This window comes from Marinimicrobium sp. C6131, assembly GCF_026153455.1.
Lineage (GTDB): Bacteria > Pseudomonadota > Gammaproteobacteria > Pseudomonadales > Cellvibrionaceae > Marinimicrobium.
This window is the reverse complement of sequence record NZ_CP110629.1, coordinates 1,543,433-1,561,423: the sequence shown is the minus strand read 5'-3', so window position 1 is coordinate 1,561,423 and position 17,991 is coordinate 1,543,433. Positions and strand designations below refer to the sequence as shown.

Below are 17,991 nucleotides of genomic sequence, written 5' to 3'. Positions count from 1 at the left end.
CGACAAAGAATCCACAGCGATTGCTAAGGACAAAGAATGACTATTGAGATCAAAGCCCCGACTTTCCCCGAATCTGTTCAGGACGGGAGCATCGCCACCTGGCACAAAAAGCCCGGTGAAGCTGTTTCCCGCGACGAATTGATTGTCGATATCGAAACTGACAAAGTGGTGCTGGAAGTGGTGGCGCCGGCTGATGGCAGCCTGTCCGAAATTCTGAAAGAAGAGGGCGATACCGTCCTGAGCAATGAAGTCATTGCCAAGTTTGAAGAAGGCGAGGCTGGCGCCAAGAGCGAAGCAAAAGACGAGGCCGCCGAGGAGAAAAAATCCGACGAGAAGTCCGAGAGCAAGCCCGCTGACGGCGGCGACCAGGCGACGTCCGGTGACGAGGGCGAAAAACTGCTCAGCCCGGCGGCTCGCAAGATGGCCGATGAGAACGACATCGACCCCAACAGCGTTCCGGGTACCGGGAAAGACGGTCGGGTCACCAAAGAGGATGTGGCCAACTTCCTCAAGTCCGGTGGCAGCAAGACCGCCAGCGAGCCCGGCAGCGCCCCCGCCAAAGCCGCCGAAGTCGAAGCGCCGGCAGGCGATCGTGCCGAGAAGCGGGTGCCAATGACCCGCCTGCGTAAGCGTATCGCCGAGCGTCTGCTTGAGGCCTCCAATACGACCGCCATGTTGACCACCTTCAACGAGGTGAACATGGGGCCGATCATGGAGCTGCGCGCCAAATACAAAGACCAGTTCGAGAAGTCCCACGACGGCACCCGTCTGGGGTTCATGGGCTTTTTCGTGAAGGCCGCCGCCGAAGCGCTGCGTCGTTTCCCCGCGGTTAATGCCTCGATCGACAATAACGACATTGTCTATCATGGCTATCAGGACATCGGCGTCGCCGTGTCCACCGACAAGGGGCTGGTCGTGCCGGTATTGCGCAATGCCGAAAACATGGGGCTGGCGGATATCGAAAGCACCATTCGTGATTACGGCCTGCGCGCCCGTGACGGCAAACTGGGCATTGAAGAAATGACCGGTGGTACCTTCACCATCACCAACGGCGGGGTGTTCGGTTCGCTGTTGTCCACCCCGATTCTGAACCTGCCGCAATCCGCCATTCTGGGAATGCACAAGATTCAGGAGCGCCCGATGGCGGTCAATGGTGAGGTGAAAATTCTGCCGATGATGTACCTGGCACTCTCCTACGACCACCGCCTGCTGGATGGCAAAGAAGCCGTTCAGTTCCTGGTGACCATCAAGGATCTGTTGGAAGACCCGGCACGAATCCTTCTGGAAATCTGATGAACAGAGCGGGCAGGTTACTGCCCGCTCTGGCATAGCTCACTGATCGCATGACGGTGTTTGGCCCGATCAAGAGGGTGCCAGGCAGCCTTGCAAACCTGGGAAACGAAATATGTCTGATAAATTTGATGTGGTAGTCATTGGTTCCGGCCCGGCCGGATACGTTGCGGCGATTCGCGCGGCGCAGCTGGGCCTGAAAACGGCGTGTGTTGAAAAGTGGAAGAACAGCGAAGGCAAGGGCGTCAACGGTGGCACCTGCCTGAACGTGGGCTGCATCCCCTCCAAGGCGCTGCTGGACAGCTCCTACAAATACCACGAAGCCAAAGATGACTTCAAAGTACACGGTATTTCTACCAAGGGCATCGAAATTGATGTGCCTTCAATGATCCAGCGTAAAGACAACATCGTCAAGCAGTTGACCGGCGGTATTTCAGCGCTGTTCAAGGCCAACGGCGTTACCTCGATTTTCGGCACCGGCAAACTGCTGGCCAACCGTAAAGTGGAAGTGACCGGGCATGACGGTAAAACCAGAACTCTGGAAGCGGATAACGTCATTCTGGCCTCCGGTTCCAAGCCCATCGACATTCCGGTAGCGAAAATCGACAACGATGTGATTGTCGACTCCACCGGTGCTCTGGAGTTTGATGCGGTACCCAAACGTCTCGGCGTCATCGGTGCCGGCGTGATCGGTCTGGAACTGGGCAGTGTCTGGAACCGTCTGGGATCCGATGTGGTCGTGCTTGAGGCCATGGACAAGTTCCTGTCCATCATGGACCAGCAGATCGCCAAAGAAACCCAGAAAATTCTGACCAAGCAGGGACTGGATATTCGTCTGAGCTGCCGGGTGACCGGTTCCGAAGTCAAGGGCAAGAAAGTGACCGTAACCTTTACCGACAAAGACGGTAAAGAACAGAAAGAGATCTTTGACAAGCTGATTGTCTGTGTCGGGCGTCGTCCTTATACCGAGGGCCTGCTGGCAGAAGACAGCGGCGTGAACCTGGACGAGCGCGGCTTTATTTACGTCAATGATCTTTGTGCCACTGGTGCGCCCGGCGTCTGGGCGATTGGCGATGTGGTTCGCGGTCCGATGCTGGCTCACAAGGGCTCCGAAGAGGGCGTGATGGTCGCCGAGCGCATTGCCGGTCAGAAAACTGTCATGAACTACGATGTGGTTCCCAACGTGATCTATACCCATCCGGAAGTCGCCTCGGTCGGTCGTACCGAAGAGCAGATCAAGGCCGATGGCGAGCCCTACAACGTCGGTACCTTCCCGTTCGCGGCCAGCGGCCGTGCCATGGCGGCCAATGAAACCGGCGGTCTGGTCAAAATCATTGCCCATGCGGACACCGATCGCATTCTGGGCGCCCACATTGTGGGACCGAGTGCCGCCGATCTGGTTCAGCAGGTGGCGATTGCAATGGAGTTCGGCAGCAGTGCTGAAGATCTGGGTCTGATGGTCTTTGGCCATCCGACGCTGTCTGAAGCTGTGCATGAAGCAGCCTTGGCGGTTCATGGTCATGCGATCCATGTCGCCAATAAGAAGAAGCGCTAATAATAACGAGAAATGACACTGAGTTAGACAACTCAACCCAGGGGGCAGGCCGCCGCGGTGCGGTCTGCTAATTGGTCATTCTTGCCGGAAATGCCGTAAGAGACCTCGGTCCGGCAACAGACAATGTGGAACTGCACCATGAATTTGCATGAATATCAGGGTAAGCAACTGTTCGCTCAGTACGGGCTGCCCGTATCCAAGGGTGTCGCTGCCCAGACTCCCGCGGAAGCGGTAGCCGCGGTCGACACCATCGGCGGTACTGAATTCGTCGTCAAAGCCCAGGTTCACGCTGGCGGCCGCGGTAAGGCGGGCGGCGTCAAGCTGGTCAAGTCCAAGGCGGAAGTCGAAGCCTTTGCCAAGCAGTGGTTGGGCAAGAACCTGGTGACCTACCAGACCGACGAAAAAGGTCAGCCGGTCAGCCGCATTCTGGTTGAGACCTGCACCGATATCGATAAAGAGCTCTATCTGGGCGCTGTGGTCGATCGCTCCAGCCGTCGTATCGTGTTCATGGCGTCTACCGAAGGCGGCGTGGAAATCGAGAAAGTGGCTGAGGAAACACCGGAAAAAATCCTCAAGGCCACCATCGATCCGCTGGTTGGCGCCCAGCCCTATCAGGGCCGCGAGCTGGCCTTCAAGCTGGGCCTGGAAGGTAAACAGGTCAAGCAGTTCGTACAGATCTTTCTGGGTCTGGCGAAAATGTTCAAAGAGAAGGACGTGGCGCTGATCGAGATCAATCCGCTGGTCATCACACCGGCCGGTGATCTGCACTGCCTGGACGCCAAAGTGGCGATCGACGGCAATGCGCTCTACCGCCACGATGATCTGCACGAAATGCATGACCCCTCGCAGGAAGACGCCCGTGAAGCCCACGCCGCCAAGTGGGGACTGAACTACGTGGCACTTGATGGCAACATCGGCTGCATGGTCAACGGTGCCGGTCTGGCCATGGGTACCATGGACATCGTCAAACTGCACGGTGGTGCGCCGGCGAACTTCCTGGACGTCGGTGGCGGTGCCACCAAAGAGCGCGTTGTGGAAGCGTTCAAAATCATTCTGTCTGACGAAAACGTCAAGGCCGTTCTGATCAACATCTTCGGCGGTATCGTTCGCTGTGACCTGATCGCCGAAGGCGTGATTGGCGCCGTGGAAGAGGTGGGCGTGAAGGTGCCGGTGGTTGTCCGCCTGGAAGGTAATAACGCCGAGCTCGGCGCCAAAGTACTGGCGGACAGCGGTCTGAACATCATCGCCGCGACCAGCTTGACTGACGCTGCTCAGCAAGTGGTTAAAGCCGCGGAGGGCTAAGGGCGACCGGAAACTGAATGTTTCCGCAGCGCCCTTAGCGACCGGCCAGGACGGCCGGGCCGGACCCAGACACCAGGGACGGTTTCACACTCCGCAGCACAATAGAATTTGAGGACTCAACAATGAGCGTTTTGATCAACAAAGATACCAAAGTGATCTGCCAGGGTTTCACCGGTGCCCAGGGTACCTTCCACTCTGAGCAGGCAATTGCCTACGGCACCAAGATGGTCGGCGGTGTTACTCCGGGCAAGGGCGGCCAGACCCATCTGGGCCTGCCGGTGTTTAACACCGTCGCTGAAGCCGTGGCCGAAACCGGCGCCGAAGCGTCCGTCATCTATGTACCGGCTCCGTTCTGTAAGGACTCGATCCTGGAAGCGGCCAACGCCGGCATCAAGCTGATCGTGTGCATTACCGAAGGCATTCCGACTCTGGATATGCTGGATTGCAAAGTGAAATGCGATGAGCTGGGCGTACGCCTGATCGGCCCGAACTGCCCGGGTGTGATCACACCGGGTGAGTGCAAGATCGGCATTATGCCGGGCCACATTCACAAGCCGGGCAAAGTGGGCATCGTGTCCCGGTCCGGTACCCTGACCTATGAAGCGGTCAAGCAGACCACCGACTTCGGTTACGGCCAGTCCACCTGTGTGGGTATTGGTGGCGATCCGATCCCGGGCTCCAATTTCATCGACATTCTGGAGATGTTCCAGAACGATCCGAAGACCGAAGCGATTGTGATGATCGGCGAGATTGGTGGCAGTGCGGAAGAAGAAGCCGCAGCGTTCATCAAGGCCAATGTGACCAAACCGGTGGTATCTTACATCGCGGGTGTCACGGCGCCGAAGGGTAAGCGCATGGGCCACGCCGGTGCGATCATCGCCGGCGGTAAGGGCACCGCTGACGAGAAGTTCGCGGCCCTGGAAGACGCCGGTGTGAAAACCGTACGCAGCCTGGCGGACATCGGCCAGGCTCTGAAAGAAGCCACTGGTTGGTAAGTCTTTCAGTCAAAAAAGGCGGCCTGTGAGCCGCCTTTTTTGTGTCTGTTGTCTTATTTCTTGAGCGACGTTTTAGTCCGGCGTTGGGGAGGAATACCATGTGGAGACCCGCCGTAAATACATCCCTGTAGGCTTCTCATCGGCATCCATGCCTCAGAGAGTCTCCACATGGTATTCCTCCCCAACGCCTCAGTGCCAACAAATTGCCACCGACGCATCGCCATGTTGTTCCGACTGTCTGTAGACGGGTACCGAGGGGTTTTAGTGGCAAAACGTGCTAGCTCCAAACAGCGTTGAGTTGGCACCAGCGGAGGGTGGGTATACCACTGCAAGACCATTACCCGCCTGGACGGCGGGTAATGAGCCCCCATGGGCCGCTCATTGGCTCCTGCCATCGCGGCATTCGTGCATCCATGCACATCATGGGTTTACGGCGTGTCTTGCAGTGGTATACCCACCCGCAGCGCCACAATGCGAAGTGCCTAGTAAGGTGCCGCCAAGAGCAGCAACTCAACGCTTACGCAATGAAGGCTTGACCGGCGCTTTGGGTAGATGAAGTTTTTCCGTCCGATACTCACCGGGCTTTAGCTGATCCAGGGACCAGGTGCCGATGCGGGCGCGGACCAGGCGCAGTGTGGGGTGGCCGACCGCCGCCGTCATCCGGCGTACCTGACGGTTGCGGCCCTCGGTGATGGTTAGCTCCAGCCAGATGGTGGGAACGGATTTTCGCTCCCGCACCGGAGGGTTTCGGGGCCAGAGGAATGGTTCGGGAATCTGTTTTACCTTGGCCGGGCGAGTCCGACCGTCGTTGAGCGTGACACCCTCACGCAACGCCTGCAGAGCAGACTTGTCGGGCGCGCCCTCCACCTGCACCCAATACACCTTGGGCAGTTTGTGCAGCGGGTGGGCGATCTGGTGCTGCACCTGGCCATCATCGGTGAGCAACAGCAGGCCCTCGGAGTCGCGGTCCAGACGGCCGGCCGGGTAAACGCCGGGGATATCGATGTAACGGGCCAACGTATCCCGGCCCTCCGCATCGGTGAACTGAGTGAGTACCCCATAAGGTTTATTGAACAACAACAGACGTGCCACAGATAACCTCGTTTCATGCCGGGCGTGGTCATTACTGGTATAATGCGCGCGATCAAAACACCGGCACACCCCCAGACAAGATGGAGTGACAGCTTATCATGACCGAATCCAAAATCATCTATACGGAAACTGACGAGGCGCCCGCGCTGGCGACCTACTCTCTGCTGCCGATCGTTCGCGCCTTTGCCGAACCCTGTGGCGTAGCGATTGAAACCCGTGACATTTCCCTGTCAGGACGGATCATTTCCCAGTTTCCGGAGCGTCTGAGTGAAGCGCAGCGCATCGCCGATGATCTGGCGGAGTTGGGCGAGCTGGCAAAAACGCCGGAAGCCAATATTGTCAAATTGCCGAATATCAGCGCCTCCATTCCCCAGTTGAAGGCGGCCATCAAAGAGCTTCAGAAACAGGGCTATGACCTGCCGGATTACCCGGATGAGCCCAAGAACGACGAAGAAAAAGCCGTCAAGGCCAAGTACGACAAGGTGAAGGGTAGTGCGGTCAATCCTGTGCTGCGCGAAGGCAACTCCGACCGTCGTGCCCCGGCTTCGGTCAAGCAGTATGCGCGCAAAAACCCGCATAAAATGGGTGCCTGGTCTGCGGACTCCAAATCTCACGTGGCTCACATGTCCCACGGCGACTTTTACGGTAGCGAGCAGTCCGTGCTGGTCGAGAAAGCCACCGATGTCAAAATCCAATTGGTCACCGACGCGGGTGACACCCAGGTCCTGAAAGAAAAAACCGCGCTGCTCGACGGTGAGATCATTGACGCGGCGGTGATGAGCAAGCAGGCGTTGCGGGACTTCCTAGAAGCCGAAATCAAAGATGCCAAAGCCAAAGATGTGCTCTTTTCTCTGCACCTGAAGGCGACCATGATGAAGGTCTCCGACCCGATTCTGTTCGGCCATACGGTGGAAGTGTATTACGCCGACGCGCTGAAAAAACACGAAGCCGCTCTGAAGTCTGTTGGCTTTGACCCGAACAACGGGATCGGCGATCTGTATTCCTGCGTTGAGCAGCTGCCGGAAGACCAACGCAAGGCCATCATTGCCGATGTGGAAGCGGTGTACAACGAGCGCCCACGCCTGGCCATGGTCAACTCCGATAAAGGCATCACCAACCTGCACGTCCCCAGCGACGTGATCATTGATGCCTCCATGCCCGCCATGATCCGTGACTCCGGCAAGATGTGGGGCGCGGACAATGCTCGCCACGATGCCAAGGCCGTGATCCCGGATCGCTGCTACGCCACCATTTACCAGGCGGTGATTGACGACTGTAAAGCCAATGGCGCTTTCGATCCGACCACCATGGGCAGCGTGTCCAACGTCGGTCTGATGGCCCAGAAGGCCGAAGAGTACGGTTCACACGACAAGACCTTTGAAGTGCCGGCCAGCGGCAAGGTTCAGGTGGTGGATGCCAGCGGCCAGGTGCTGATCGAGCAGAGCGTCGAGGCGGGCGATATCTTCCGCATGTGCCAGGTCAAAGATGCGCCGATCCGCGACTGGGTCAAGCTGGCGGTCAACCGCGCTCGCGAGAGTGGCGCCCCGGCCGTGTTCTGGCTGGACTCCAAGCGCGCGCACGACGCCCAGGTCACCAAGAAAGTGGAGCAGTACCTGAAAGAGCACGACACCAGCGGTCTGGAAATTCACATCATGGCGCCGGTGGATGCGATGACTTTTTCCCTCGAGCGCATCCGTCAGGGCAAGGACACCATTTCCGTGACCGGTAACGTGCTGCGTGACTACCTGACCGACCTGTTCCCGATCATGGAGCTGGGCACCAGCGCGAAGATGCTTTCCATTGTGCCGCTGATGAATGGCGGAGGTCTGTTTGAAACCGGCGCCGGCGGTTCAGCCCCCAAGCACGTCCAGCAGCTGTTGGAGGAAAACCATCTGCGCTGGGATTCGCTGGGCGAGTTCCTGGCATTGGTGGAGTCACTGCGTCATTACGGCAAAGTGACGGGAAATGCCAAGGCCAAGGTGCTTGCCGACGCTCTGGATAAGGCCAATGCCGACTTCCTGGAGAACAACAAATCGCCCTCCCGCAAAACCGGCGAGCTGGACAATCGCGGCAGTCATTTCTACCTGGCGCTGTACTGGGCGGAAGCTCTGGCAGCTCAGTCCGAGGATGCCGAGCTCAAACAGCGCTTCACGGAGCTGGCCCGCACGCTGAAGGCTGAGGAAGCGAAAATTGTTGCTGAATTGAACGGCGTTCAGGGCAAACCGGTGGATATCGGCGGTTACTACCGCCCGGTCCGGACCAAGGTGTCCGACGTGATGCGCCCGAGCGCAACGCTCAATGCAGCGTTGGAAGCCTTGAAAAACGCCTGAATGACACCATATAGAGCACAGGGATAGGTGCTTGATGGCGCTAAAAACCCCCGGGGTCCATCAGGGCGCCGGGGGTTTTTGTTTCAGATTGGGTCCGGAACGTGCCCGCTCAGTCAGTGAGTGGTGACGGCGGTCGATTTGCCCGGCGCGGAGTCGAAGTCTCGTCGCTCGCTGGCGCCGTTGCTGGCTGTGGCCCGCTCGTCGGCCTGCTGGGCATCGGAGGAGATGATGTTGGTGGCGTGATAACCTTTGTCACCTTTGGTGATATCGAACGCGACCAGTTGACCCGCCTTGAGGGTTTTATATCCCTCCATCTGGATGGCCGAATAGTGCGCGAACAGATCTTCGCCACCTTCGTCCGGCAGGATAAAGCCATAGCCTTTGGCGTTGTTGAACCACTTGACGGTACCTGTAGGCATGGGGGGTATCCTTCTGTTGCGGAGAGACTCGGAGGTCTCATCGTTAATCGTTATTAGAGTTTGTTGGCTTATTGCTCAAAGTGTTTAGCTAGCCCATCACTTTGTTGCTTTTTTGACCAACGTCAGTCGTTTTAGCGAAGTTTCTCCCTGATGTCAAGTACACGGCCTGGCAGAGGTAGGTGACCGGGGCATCGTTCCGGTACAATGCTACGTATACCCCGGTCGTATATTCCGGCCGGATTACACATTTTTACGCAACCTTTTTCGGTACTGATGGGAAAAATGGCGATCTATCATCTAACCTTAAGTAAAGAGCCGACTCTGGCCAGGGAACCGGATGCGGCGGAGGGAGAAGGCAATGTGGCGGTGCAGGAGGACAAGCCCAAACTGCGCCGTCCGCCTATGTACAAGGTGGTCATGTTCAATGATGACTACACCCCAATGGATTTTGTGGTGGAGACGCTGGAAATCTTTTTTTCCATGAACCGGGAGAAGGCGACCCAGGTCATGATCAAAGTACATACCCAAGGTAAAGCCGTGTGCGGTGTCTATACTCGGGATATTGCCGAGACCAAAGCGGCCCAGGTCAATCAATTTGCCAAGGACAATGAACATCCGCTGTTGTGTGAAATCGAAGCAGTGGAAGACGACGACCGGTGACTCTGTTGTTAGAGGTTATCAGCGATGCTAAGTAAAGATCTCGAAATTACCCTGAACCTGGCGTTCAAGGGGGCGCGCTCAAAGCGGCATGAATTCATGACCGTTGAGCACCTGTTGCTGGCGTTGATCGACAATGAATCGGCGGCGAATGTCCTGCGTGCCTGCGGTGCGGACCTGGGCCAGTTGCGCAAGGAGTTGATTGAGTTTGTTGATTCCACCACGCCGCTGATCCCGGAGGACGATACCGAGCGGGAGACCCAGCCGACACTGGGCTTCCAGCGGGTGCTGCAGCGGGCGGTGTTCCACGTCCAGTCATCGGGAAAACAGGAGGTGACCGGGGCCAACGTGCTGGTGGCCATCTTCAGTGAACAGGAAAGTCAGGCGGTTTACTACCTGAAGCAGCAGAGTATTGCCCGTATTGATGTGGTCAACTACATCACTCACGGTATCCACAAGGTGGCCGGCCAGTCCGATCACGGCAATGACTCGGCTCAGGAGCAGCACGACGATGACGCCATCGATGGCGAATCGCCCAGTCAGAGCCCACTGGAGAGTTTCGCGGCCAACCTCAATGAGCAGGCCATGCAGGGTCGAATTGACCCCCTGGTCGGGCGCGAGTATGAGGTGGAGCGGGTCAGCCAGATCCTCTCGCGCCGGCGCAAGAACAATCCCCTGCTGGTGGGCGAATCCGGGGTGGGTAAAACCGCCATCGCCGAAGGGCTGGCGAAGCGCGTGGTAGACGGCAGTGTCCCCGAGGCACTGGCGGACAGTGTGGTCTATTCCCTGGATATGGGGGCCTTGCTGGCGGGCACCAAATACCGCGGTGACTTTGAGAAACGCTTCAAAGGGTTGCTGGGTGAACTGAAAAAACAGAAGAACGCGATTCTGTTCATCGACGAAATTCATACCATTATCGGTGCGGGGGCGGCTTCCGGCGGTGTCATGGACGCCTCCAACCTGCTCAAACCTCTGCTGTCCTCCGGCGAATTGCGCTGCATGGGTTCTACCACCTATCAGGAGTATCGTGGCGTATTTGAGAAGGACCGGGCCCTGTCCCGGCGCTTTCAGAAGGTGGACGTCAAAGAACCCACGGTGGACGAGACCTACCAGATTCTCAAGGGGCTCAAGAGCCGCTTTGAGAAGCATCATGGGCTTCGCTACACCGATCCGGCGCTGCGCACGGCGGCGGAGCTGTCCGAGCGTTATATCAACGAACGCTTTCTGCCGGATAAGGCGATTGACGTCATTGACGAAGCGGGCGCCTACCAGCAGTTGCAGCCGCCGAGCAAGCGCAAGAAAACGGTCGGTGTCTCCGACATTGAAGCCGTGGTCGCCAAAATTGCGCGGATTCCCCCGAAGAGCGTCTCTTCTTCGGACAAAGAGCAGTTGCGCAAGCTGGATGACAACCTGAAGATGACCGTTTTCGGGCAGGACGAGGCCATTGATACCCTGTCGACCGCGATCAAGCTGTCACGGGCCGGTCTGGGCTCCGCCGAGAAGCCCATCGGTTCCTTCCTGTTCGCCGGTCCCACCGGTGTCGGTAAAACCGAAGTGACCCGGCAGTTGGCCAAGTGTCTGGGTGTGGAGCTGATCCGTTTCGATATGTCCGAGTACATGGAACGGCACACGGTCTCTCGCCTGATCGGTGCACCTCCGGGCTATGTCGGTTTTGACCAGGGCGGTCTGCTGACTGACGCGGTGACCAAGCATCCCCACAGTGTGGTGTTGCTCGATGAGATCGAAAAGGCGCACCCCGAGGTGTTCAACCTGCTGTTGCAGGTTATGGACCACGGGACCCTGACCGATAACAACGGCCGCAAGGCGGACTTCCGCAACGTCATTCTGGTGATGACCACGAATGCGGGCGCTGAGGACATGAGCCGGCCGTCCATCGGTTTTACCCATCAGGACCATACCACCGATGGCAAAGAGGCGATCAAGAAGTCCTTTACCCCCGAGTTCCGCAACCGGCTGGATGCCGTCGTGCAGTTTGGCGCCCTGAGTATGGACGTCATCAAGACCGTGGTGGACAAGTTCCTGGTGGAACTGCAGTCCCAGTTGGACGACAAGAAGGTCACTCTGGACGTCACGGACGAGGCCCGGCAGTGGCTGGCCGAGCACGGTTATGATGAAAAAATGGGGGCCCGCCCGATGGCGCGGCTGATCCAGGAGAAGGTCAAGAAGCCCCTGGCGGAGGCTGTACTCTTCGGCGAGCTGGCCGAAAACGGCGGTTCCGTGTATGTGAGTGTGAATCCGGACAAGGACGAGCTGGCGATCAAGGTGGATGGCAAGGCCTGACCGACTCACTTTCCAGTAGTCACAACGAAACCCGCGCCACCGTCAGGAGGCGCGGGTTTTTTGTCGGTAACCAGGCTGTTCGGCGCCGGGCGGGCAGGGCGCCGAAGGGGTGCTTAGCGGGAGCGGTAGGTAATGCGACCTTTGGTGAGGTCGTAGGGAGTCATTTCGACCTTGACCTTGTCGCCGGTGAGGATGCGGATGTAGTTTTTCCGCATCTTGCCGGAGATGTGCGCGGTCACCACGTGCCCGTTTTCCAGCTTTACCCGGAAAGTGGTATTGGGCAGGGTGTCGATCACTTCGCCTTCAAATTCAATATTGTCTTCTTTCGCCATTCGGCCGTTTCCTCAGCTTTCTGTGAGTGCATTGTCGTCGAACTTCAGACATCGTGCACAGGGTAAGTCTGAATGATTGCCCCGCAGGGCCAAAAATAGGCGTGAATTGTGCCTGAAATGAGCCGAAAGGCCAAGTGCTGGTGGGATAAAAGGTGGTTTATTGAGCTTTGGAGTCGCAGAACGTCCGGTCCGCTGCACGGTGCCCTGTTCCCGGACACGCCGTAAATACGGTCCTACGCGCTCCCGGCGCTTACGGACACTTCCCACATCCATGTGGGTCGTCCACGTGGGCTCGAATCGCGGGTCCCCCGCTCCACGATCCGGGAACAGGGCACCGCACAGCGGACCGGACGTCACGCCTATCTACTGGGTAAGAGGGTTGGTCAGTTAACCCGCACCCAGCGCCGATTGACCAGCATCTCCAAGGATCTGTACTGAGTCTTGTAATCCATCTTCCGACACTGCTTGATCCAATACCCCAGATACACATACCGCAAGCCCAGGGCTTTGGCCTGCTCCACCTGGGCCAGAATGCCAAAAACCCCCAGGCTGCGGCGGTCCTCCCGGCTGTCGAAAAAGGTGTACACCGCCGACAGCCCGTCATCCAGTCGGTCGCACACCGCAACGGCCAGCAGTCGGCCCTCGCCATCGCGCACCTCGAGGTACTGGGTCACCCCCCAGGCCCGGCTTAAAAACGCCTCGTACTGGGCCCGCGAGGGCGGGTACATGTCGCCGTCGCGGTGGCGGGTGTTGATGTAGTGGGCATACAGCGCGTAGTGCTCATCGGCGTCAATCTGCTCCACCATGGCCAGCGACAGGTCTTCATTGCGCCGCCAGCAGCGGCGTTGTTTGCGGTTGGGCCGGAAGTGTTCGACCGGAATACGACAGGACACACAGGCACTGCACTGGGCGCAGTGCGGCCGGTACAGGTGAGCGCCGCTGCGTCGGAAACCAATCTGGGACAACTGACTGTACAGGTCCTGGTCCACCGGCGCATTGGGGTCGATAAACAGGGTAGTGGCTTCTTCTCCCTCCAGATAACTGCAAGGGTGCGGCTGGGTTGCGAAAAGCTTGAGGTTCGACAGGTCGGTCATGGCCTCTCCTCCCGTCGGGAAGTCTATCTCTGGGCGTCGGTCCGCAGCACGGGCTGGTTCAGTTGCCAGGGACCGCTGATCGAGGGCAGATACGCATAGTCTAGCAGGATTTTTTCGAACACTTCACGGGAAATTTCCTCCGCCCCAAGGCTGAACAGATGGGCGCTGCCCACCTGGCAGTCGATGAGCTCAAAATGCCACGCCTTGAGTTGGGCGACCAGGTGGACAAAGCCAACCTTGGAGGCGTTATCCGCCCGGCTGAACATGGATTCGCCAAAAAAGACACGGCCCAGAGCGAGTCCGTAAAGCCCGCCCACCAGCCGGTCTTCCCGCCAGACTTCCACGGAATGCGCTACGCCCTGATGGTGAAGGCGTGTGTAGGCCGCCAGCATGTCATCGGTGATCCAGGTGCCGGAGGCTCCATCGCGGGGGGCGGCGCAGGCGCGCATCACGGCTTCAAAAGCCTGGTCGGCGGTAACCTTGTAGACGCCTCGTTTTAGCGTCTTGCGCAGGGATCGGGAGATGTGCAGTCGGTCCGGAAACAGGACCGCACGCGGGTCCGGGGTCCACCACAGGATTGGTTGGCCCGCTTCGTACCAGGGGAAAATACCCTGACGGTAGGCGTGTATCAGGCGTTCCGGGCGCAGATCGCCGCCACCGGCGAGCAGCCCATTGGGCTCGTCGAGGGCTTCGGACGTGGGCGGAAAGTCCAGGGTGTCGGGTTCAAGCCAGGGAAGGGTAATCATAGGTGTTCTCAGGCCGGCCCGGGTGGGCCGGCGAGACGTTTCCGGGGCCTGTTTTACAGGTCGTCCAGGTATTTTTCAGCGTCCAGTGCCGCCATACAGCCGGCGCCGGCAGAGGTAATGGCCTGGCGATACACGTGGTCCGACACATCGCCCGCGGCAAACACACCGGGTACGCTGGTGGCCGTGGCATTGCCGTTCAAGCCGCTCTTGATCTTGATGTAGCCGTCTTTCATGTCCAACTGGCCGGCGAAGATATCGGTGTTGGGCTTGTGGCCGATGGCGATGAACACGCCCTGGACATCGATTTCCTGGGTGCTTTCATTGAGCATGCTGCGCAGGCGGGCGCCGGTGACGCCGTTGTCATCGCCCAGCACTTCATCCAGGGTATGATCCCAGATGATCCTGATGTTGCCGTTCTCGGCTTTGGCGAACAGTTTGTCCTGCAGGATCTTCTCGGCACGCAATTTGTCACGACGGTGAATCAGGGTGACTTCACTGGCGATATTGGACAGGTACAGTGCCTCTTCAACCGCAGTGTTGCCACCGCCCACCACGGCCACTTTCTGGTCGCGGTAAAAAAAGCCGTCGCAGGTCGCGCAGGCGCTGACGCCTTTGCCCATAAAGGCCTCTTCCGAGGGCAGGCCGATATACTGGGCGGATGCCCCGGTGGCGATAATCAGTGCATCACAGGTATAGGTTTCATTGCCCGTCAGCCTGTAAGGGCGTTCGCTCAGGTCCGTCTCATGGATGTGGTCAAAAATGATCTGCGTGTCAAAGCGCTCAGCGTGTTGCTGCATCTGCACCATCAGGTCCGGCCCCTGCAGGTCAGAGACACCGCCCGGCCAGTTCTCCACATCCGTGGTGGTGGTCAACTGGCCACCCTGCTGCATGCCGGTAATCAGCACCGGCTTCAGGTTGGCACGGGCCGCGTAGATGGCCGCTGTGTAACCGGCGGGACCCGAACCGAGGATAATCAGGCGATGATGCTGTGCTTCGCTCATGATTTGCTGTCCTTTACGTCAATTGAGTGTGAGGGGAGGAATTGAAGGCGCTCATCATAAGTGAATCGCTCTCGGGGCGCAAAATAGTATGAACCAATGCCAGGTATTGCTTTCTTTAATGGTAATCTCTTACTTTTATCGTTCTGAGCTATGAAGGTCGGCGTCTGTTCCTTCCACGCTATGAACCGGTCGCTTTTGCAAACCCGCTTCAGCCCGATAGAATAGCGCCGACACTCATCAACCCGACAGGATAACTCCGTTTGAAGCGTTCTCAATCCTCCACCGCCAGTACCGACACCGCGCCCGCCGACAGCGTGGTTGTGCGCATCGTCAAAGAGGGCGCACTGATTGGGCTGGCGGCCATCAGCGTTTATCTGATGCTGGCCCTGGTGAGCTATGACCCGGGTGACCCGGGCTGGTCCCACACCGGAGAGAACAGCCGCATTCGAAATGCCGGCGGCCCGGCCGGGGCCTGGCTGGCCGATGTGTTCCTGTCCCTGTTTGGCTATCTGGCCTATCTGTTCCCGGTCCTGTTGGCCTATCGGGCCTGGCAGGTCTTTCGCGATCGCGAGCGACAGCCCGGATTTGACTGGTTGTTGATCTCGCTGCGGGTGGTCGGTCTGATTCTGGTGATGGTGGCGGGTACCGGTATTGCCAGTATGCACTATCCGGACGGGGCCAGCCTGCCGTTCTCCAATGGCGGTCTGATGGGCGCCTCGGTGGCTGAGGCTATTGAAGGCGCGTTCAGCTACACGGGGGGTACGCTGATTCTGTTGGCGATTTTCCTGTTCGGTATCACCATATTCACGGATCTGTCCTGGTTGGCGTTGATGGATGAGATCGGGCGCCTGACGCTGGTGCTGTTTGACAGGATCCGCTCCGGCTTCCAGCACTGGCAGCATCGGCGCGCCGAGCGCAAGGCCGCGAAGGAGGCCCAGCGCACGCGTCGGGAAGCGGTGGCCAAGCAGGTTGAGAAAACCGCCAAGCGGGTGCCACCCACGATCAGCGAACCGGTCAAAAAGGCCCCGCCCAAACCCCAGCCCAAGCCGGCCCGGCAGGCGTCGCTGTTCGATACCAAGGACAGTTCACCCCCCGAGGGAGATCTGCCGTCCATTGATCTGCTGGATCCGGCCGATGAACACAGCGACAAGTCCTATTCCAAAGAGTCCCTGGAAGCCATGTCCCGTCTTCTGGAGCTGAAGCTCAAGGACTTCGGGATCGAGGTCGAGGTGGTCTCGGTGCAGCCCGGGCCTGTGGTGACCCGGTTTGAGATTCAGCCCGCCCCCGGGGTCAAGGCCAGCCGGATTACCAATCTGGCCAAAGACCTGGCCCGCTCTCTGGCGGTGATCAGTGTGCGGGTGGTCGAGGTGATTCCCGGCAAGTCGGTGGTGGGGATTGAGATTCCCAACGAGCACCGGGAGATTGTGCGTCTGAGTGAAGTGTTGGCCTCGGATGTGTATGCCAAGGCCAAATCCGTGCTCACGATGGCCCTGGGTCACGATATCTCCGGCGAACCCATCGTGGCGGATCTGGCCAAAATGCCCCACCTGCTGGTGGCGGGTACCACCGGCTCGGGTAAATCGGTGGGCGTGAACGTGATGCTGCTCAGTCTGCTCTACAAGTCCTCTCCGGAGGAGGTGCGACTGATGCTGGTGGACCCGAAGATGTTGGAGCTGTCGGTCTATGAGGGCATTCCCCACCTGCTGACCCCGGTCATTACCGATATGAAGGACGCCGCCAACGGCCTGCGCTGGTGCGTCGGGGAAATGGAGCGGCGCTACAAGCTGATGGCCGCCCTGGGGGTTCGCAACCTGGCCGGCTATAACCGCAAGGTGGATGAGGCCCGCAAGGCCGGGGAGCCGCTGAAAGACCCGCTGTTCAAACCGGAAGAGAACTACGAGCCGGGTGCGGAGGAGGCCACGGCACCGGATCTTGAGCATTTGCCGGCGATTGTGGTGGTGATCGATGAGTTTGCCGATATGATGATGATCGTCGGCAAGAAGGTGGAGCAGTTGATTGCCCGTATTGCCCAGAAGGCCCGGGCGGCGGGTATTCATCTGATTCTGGCGACCCAGCGCCCGTCGGTGGATGTGATCACCGGCCTGATCAAGGCGAACGTGCCGACGCGGATTGCGTTTCAGGTGTCCTCGAAGATTGATTCACGCACGATTCTGGACCAGGGTGGGGCGGAGCAGTTGCTGGGTCACGGGGATATGTTGTATCTGCCTCCGGGCACGAGCAATCCGGTGCGGGTCCACGGCGCTTTTGTGGATGATCATGAGGTGCACAAGGTGGTGGCGGATTGGAAGAAGCGCGGTGAGCCGAATTATATTGATGGGGTGACGGATGAGAGTACGACCAGTTCGATTCCGGTCCCGGGTATGCCCGGAGGGGAAGAGGGCGGTGATGCCGGTGAGGGGGATGCCCTTTACGATGAGGCGGTGGCGTTTGTGATTGATTCGCGCAAGGCGTCGATTTCGGGGGTACAGCGCAAATTGCGTATCGGCTACAACCGCGCGGCCCGTCTGATCGATACCATGGAAGCCGCCGGCGTCGTCTCCGAAGCCGGCCATAACGGCAACCGCGAGGTCCTGGTCCCTAAAAACTGATTTCGTATGGTGGTTTCGAGAGAGACCGGCGAGAGAGGGGAATACCCCTCGGAGACCCGCCGTAAACCCATCCTTGGGGGCTTCTCGTCGGCATCCATGCCTCCGAGAGTCTCCGAGGGGTATTCCCCTCTCTCGCCTCAGTGTCAGCGTCCACCGGAGGTCGCGTAGGGCGGAGCCGAGCGCAGCGGTATAAACCGCATCCGCCGTAACCAAAAGCGAATGTACTCCGTCCGCCCCCGTAGTCAGTTATAAGGTAGAAAAAAGAAAG

14 protein-coding genes are annotated in these 17,991 nt (G+C 58.7%); 8 read left to right on the top strand and 6 right to left on the bottom strand.

What is annotated here, in order from left to right:
- The first annotated feature begins 36 nt into the window (after positions 1–36).
- From odhB to sucD, 4 genes are all read left to right on the top strand, one after another.
- Positions 37–1,293, top strand: a complete 1,257-nt coding sequence (gene odhB / locus OOT55_RS06655; RefSeq protein ID WP_265368335.1) for a 2-oxoglutarate dehydrogenase complex dihydrolipoyllysine-residue succinyltransferase — start codon at positions 37–39, stop codon at positions 1,291–1,293.
- A gap of 112 nt (positions 1,294–1,405) precedes the next feature.
- Positions 1,406–2,845 (top strand): dihydrolipoyl dehydrogenase, encoded by a 1,440-nt coding sequence (gene lpdA / locus OOT55_RS06650; protein ID WP_265368334.1) that lies wholly within the window; start codon positions 1,406–1,408, stop codon positions 2,843–2,845.
- A gap of 138 nt (positions 2,846–2,983) precedes the next feature.
- Entirely contained in the window at positions 2,984–4,147 is a 1,164-nt protein-coding gene (gene sucC, locus OOT55_RS06645) for an ADP-forming succinate--CoA ligase subunit beta (RefSeq protein ID WP_265368333.1), read from the top strand.
- 122 nt (positions 4,148–4,269) lie between these two features.
- Positions 4,270–5,142, top strand: coding sequence for a succinate--CoA ligase subunit alpha (sucD, locus tag OOT55_RS06640; RefSeq protein WP_024460477.1), 873 nt, complete (start codon positions 4,270–4,272; stop codon positions 5,140–5,142).
- Positions 5,143–5,652: 510 nt separating this feature from the next.
- On the opposite strand, the gene OOT55_RS06635 is transcribed toward sucD, so the two are convergent.
- Positions 5,653–6,234 (bottom strand): pseudouridine synthase, encoded by a 582-nt coding sequence (locus OOT55_RS06635; RefSeq protein ID WP_265368332.1) that lies wholly within the window; start codon positions 6,232–6,234, stop codon positions 5,653–5,655.
- A 95-nt stretch (positions 6,235–6,329) separates the two neighbouring features.
- Between OOT55_RS06635 and OOT55_RS06630 the strand changes: the two genes are divergently transcribed.
- Entirely contained in the window at positions 6,330–8,564 is a 2,235-nt protein-coding gene (locus OOT55_RS06630) for an NADP-dependent isocitrate dehydrogenase (RefSeq protein WP_322113839.1), read from the top strand.
- A gap of 113 nt (positions 8,565–8,677) precedes the next feature.
- Here the strand turns inward: OOT55_RS06630 and cspD are convergent, their stop codons facing one another.
- Entirely contained in the window at positions 8,678–8,983 is a 306-nt protein-coding gene (cspD, locus tag OOT55_RS17770) for a cold shock domain-containing protein CspD (RefSeq protein WP_322113830.1), read from the bottom strand.
- Positions 8,984–9,256: 273 nt separating this feature from the next.
- Between cspD and clpS the strand changes: the two genes are divergently transcribed.
- Positions 9,257–9,643, top strand: coding sequence for an ATP-dependent Clp protease adapter ClpS (gene clpS / locus OOT55_RS06620; protein WP_265368795.1), 387 nt, complete (start codon positions 9,257–9,259; stop codon positions 9,641–9,643).
- Positions 9,644–9,667: 24 nt separating this feature from the next.
- Positions 9,668–11,941, top strand: coding sequence for an ATP-dependent Clp protease ATP-binding subunit ClpA (gene clpA, locus OOT55_RS06615; RefSeq protein WP_265368330.1), 2,274 nt, complete (start codon positions 9,668–9,670; stop codon positions 11,939–11,941).
- Positions 11,942–12,054: 113 nt separating this feature from the next.
- Here clpA and infA read toward each other — a convergent pair whose 3' ends face one another.
- The 4 genes from infA to trxB all read right to left on the bottom strand — a co-directional run bounded on the left by infA (position 12,055) and on the right by trxB (position 15,114).
- The gene (gene infA, locus OOT55_RS06610) at positions 12,055–12,273 is read right to left on the bottom strand and encodes a translation initiation factor IF-1 (protein ID WP_265368329.1); all 219 of its coding nucleotides are present in this window, start codon (positions 12,271–12,273) and stop codon (positions 12,055–12,057) included.
- A 383-nt stretch (positions 12,274–12,656) separates the two neighbouring features.
- Entirely contained in the window at positions 12,657–13,367 is a 711-nt protein-coding gene (locus tag OOT55_RS06605) for an arginyltransferase (protein ID WP_265368328.1), read from the bottom strand.
- A gap of 23 nt (positions 13,368–13,390) precedes the next feature.
- Complete coding sequence (gene aat / locus OOT55_RS06600) at positions 13,391–14,113, bottom strand: leucyl/phenylalanyl-tRNA--protein transferase (protein ID WP_265368327.1); 723 nt, start codon at positions 14,111–14,113, stop codon at positions 13,391–13,393.
- Positions 14,114–14,166: 53 nt separating this feature from the next.
- Positions 14,167–15,114 (bottom strand): thioredoxin-disulfide reductase, encoded by a 948-nt coding sequence (gene trxB, locus OOT55_RS06595; protein WP_265368326.1) that lies wholly within the window; start codon positions 15,112–15,114, stop codon positions 14,167–14,169.
- A gap of 314 nt (positions 15,115–15,428) precedes the next feature.
- On the opposite strand from trxB, the gene OOT55_RS06590 reads away from it, so the two are divergent.
- A complete protein-coding gene (locus OOT55_RS06590) occupies positions 15,429–17,723 on the top strand; it encodes a DNA translocase FtsK (RefSeq protein WP_265368794.1) in 2,295 nt (764 codons plus the stop codon).
- Positions 17,724–17,991 lie beyond the last annotated feature (268 nt).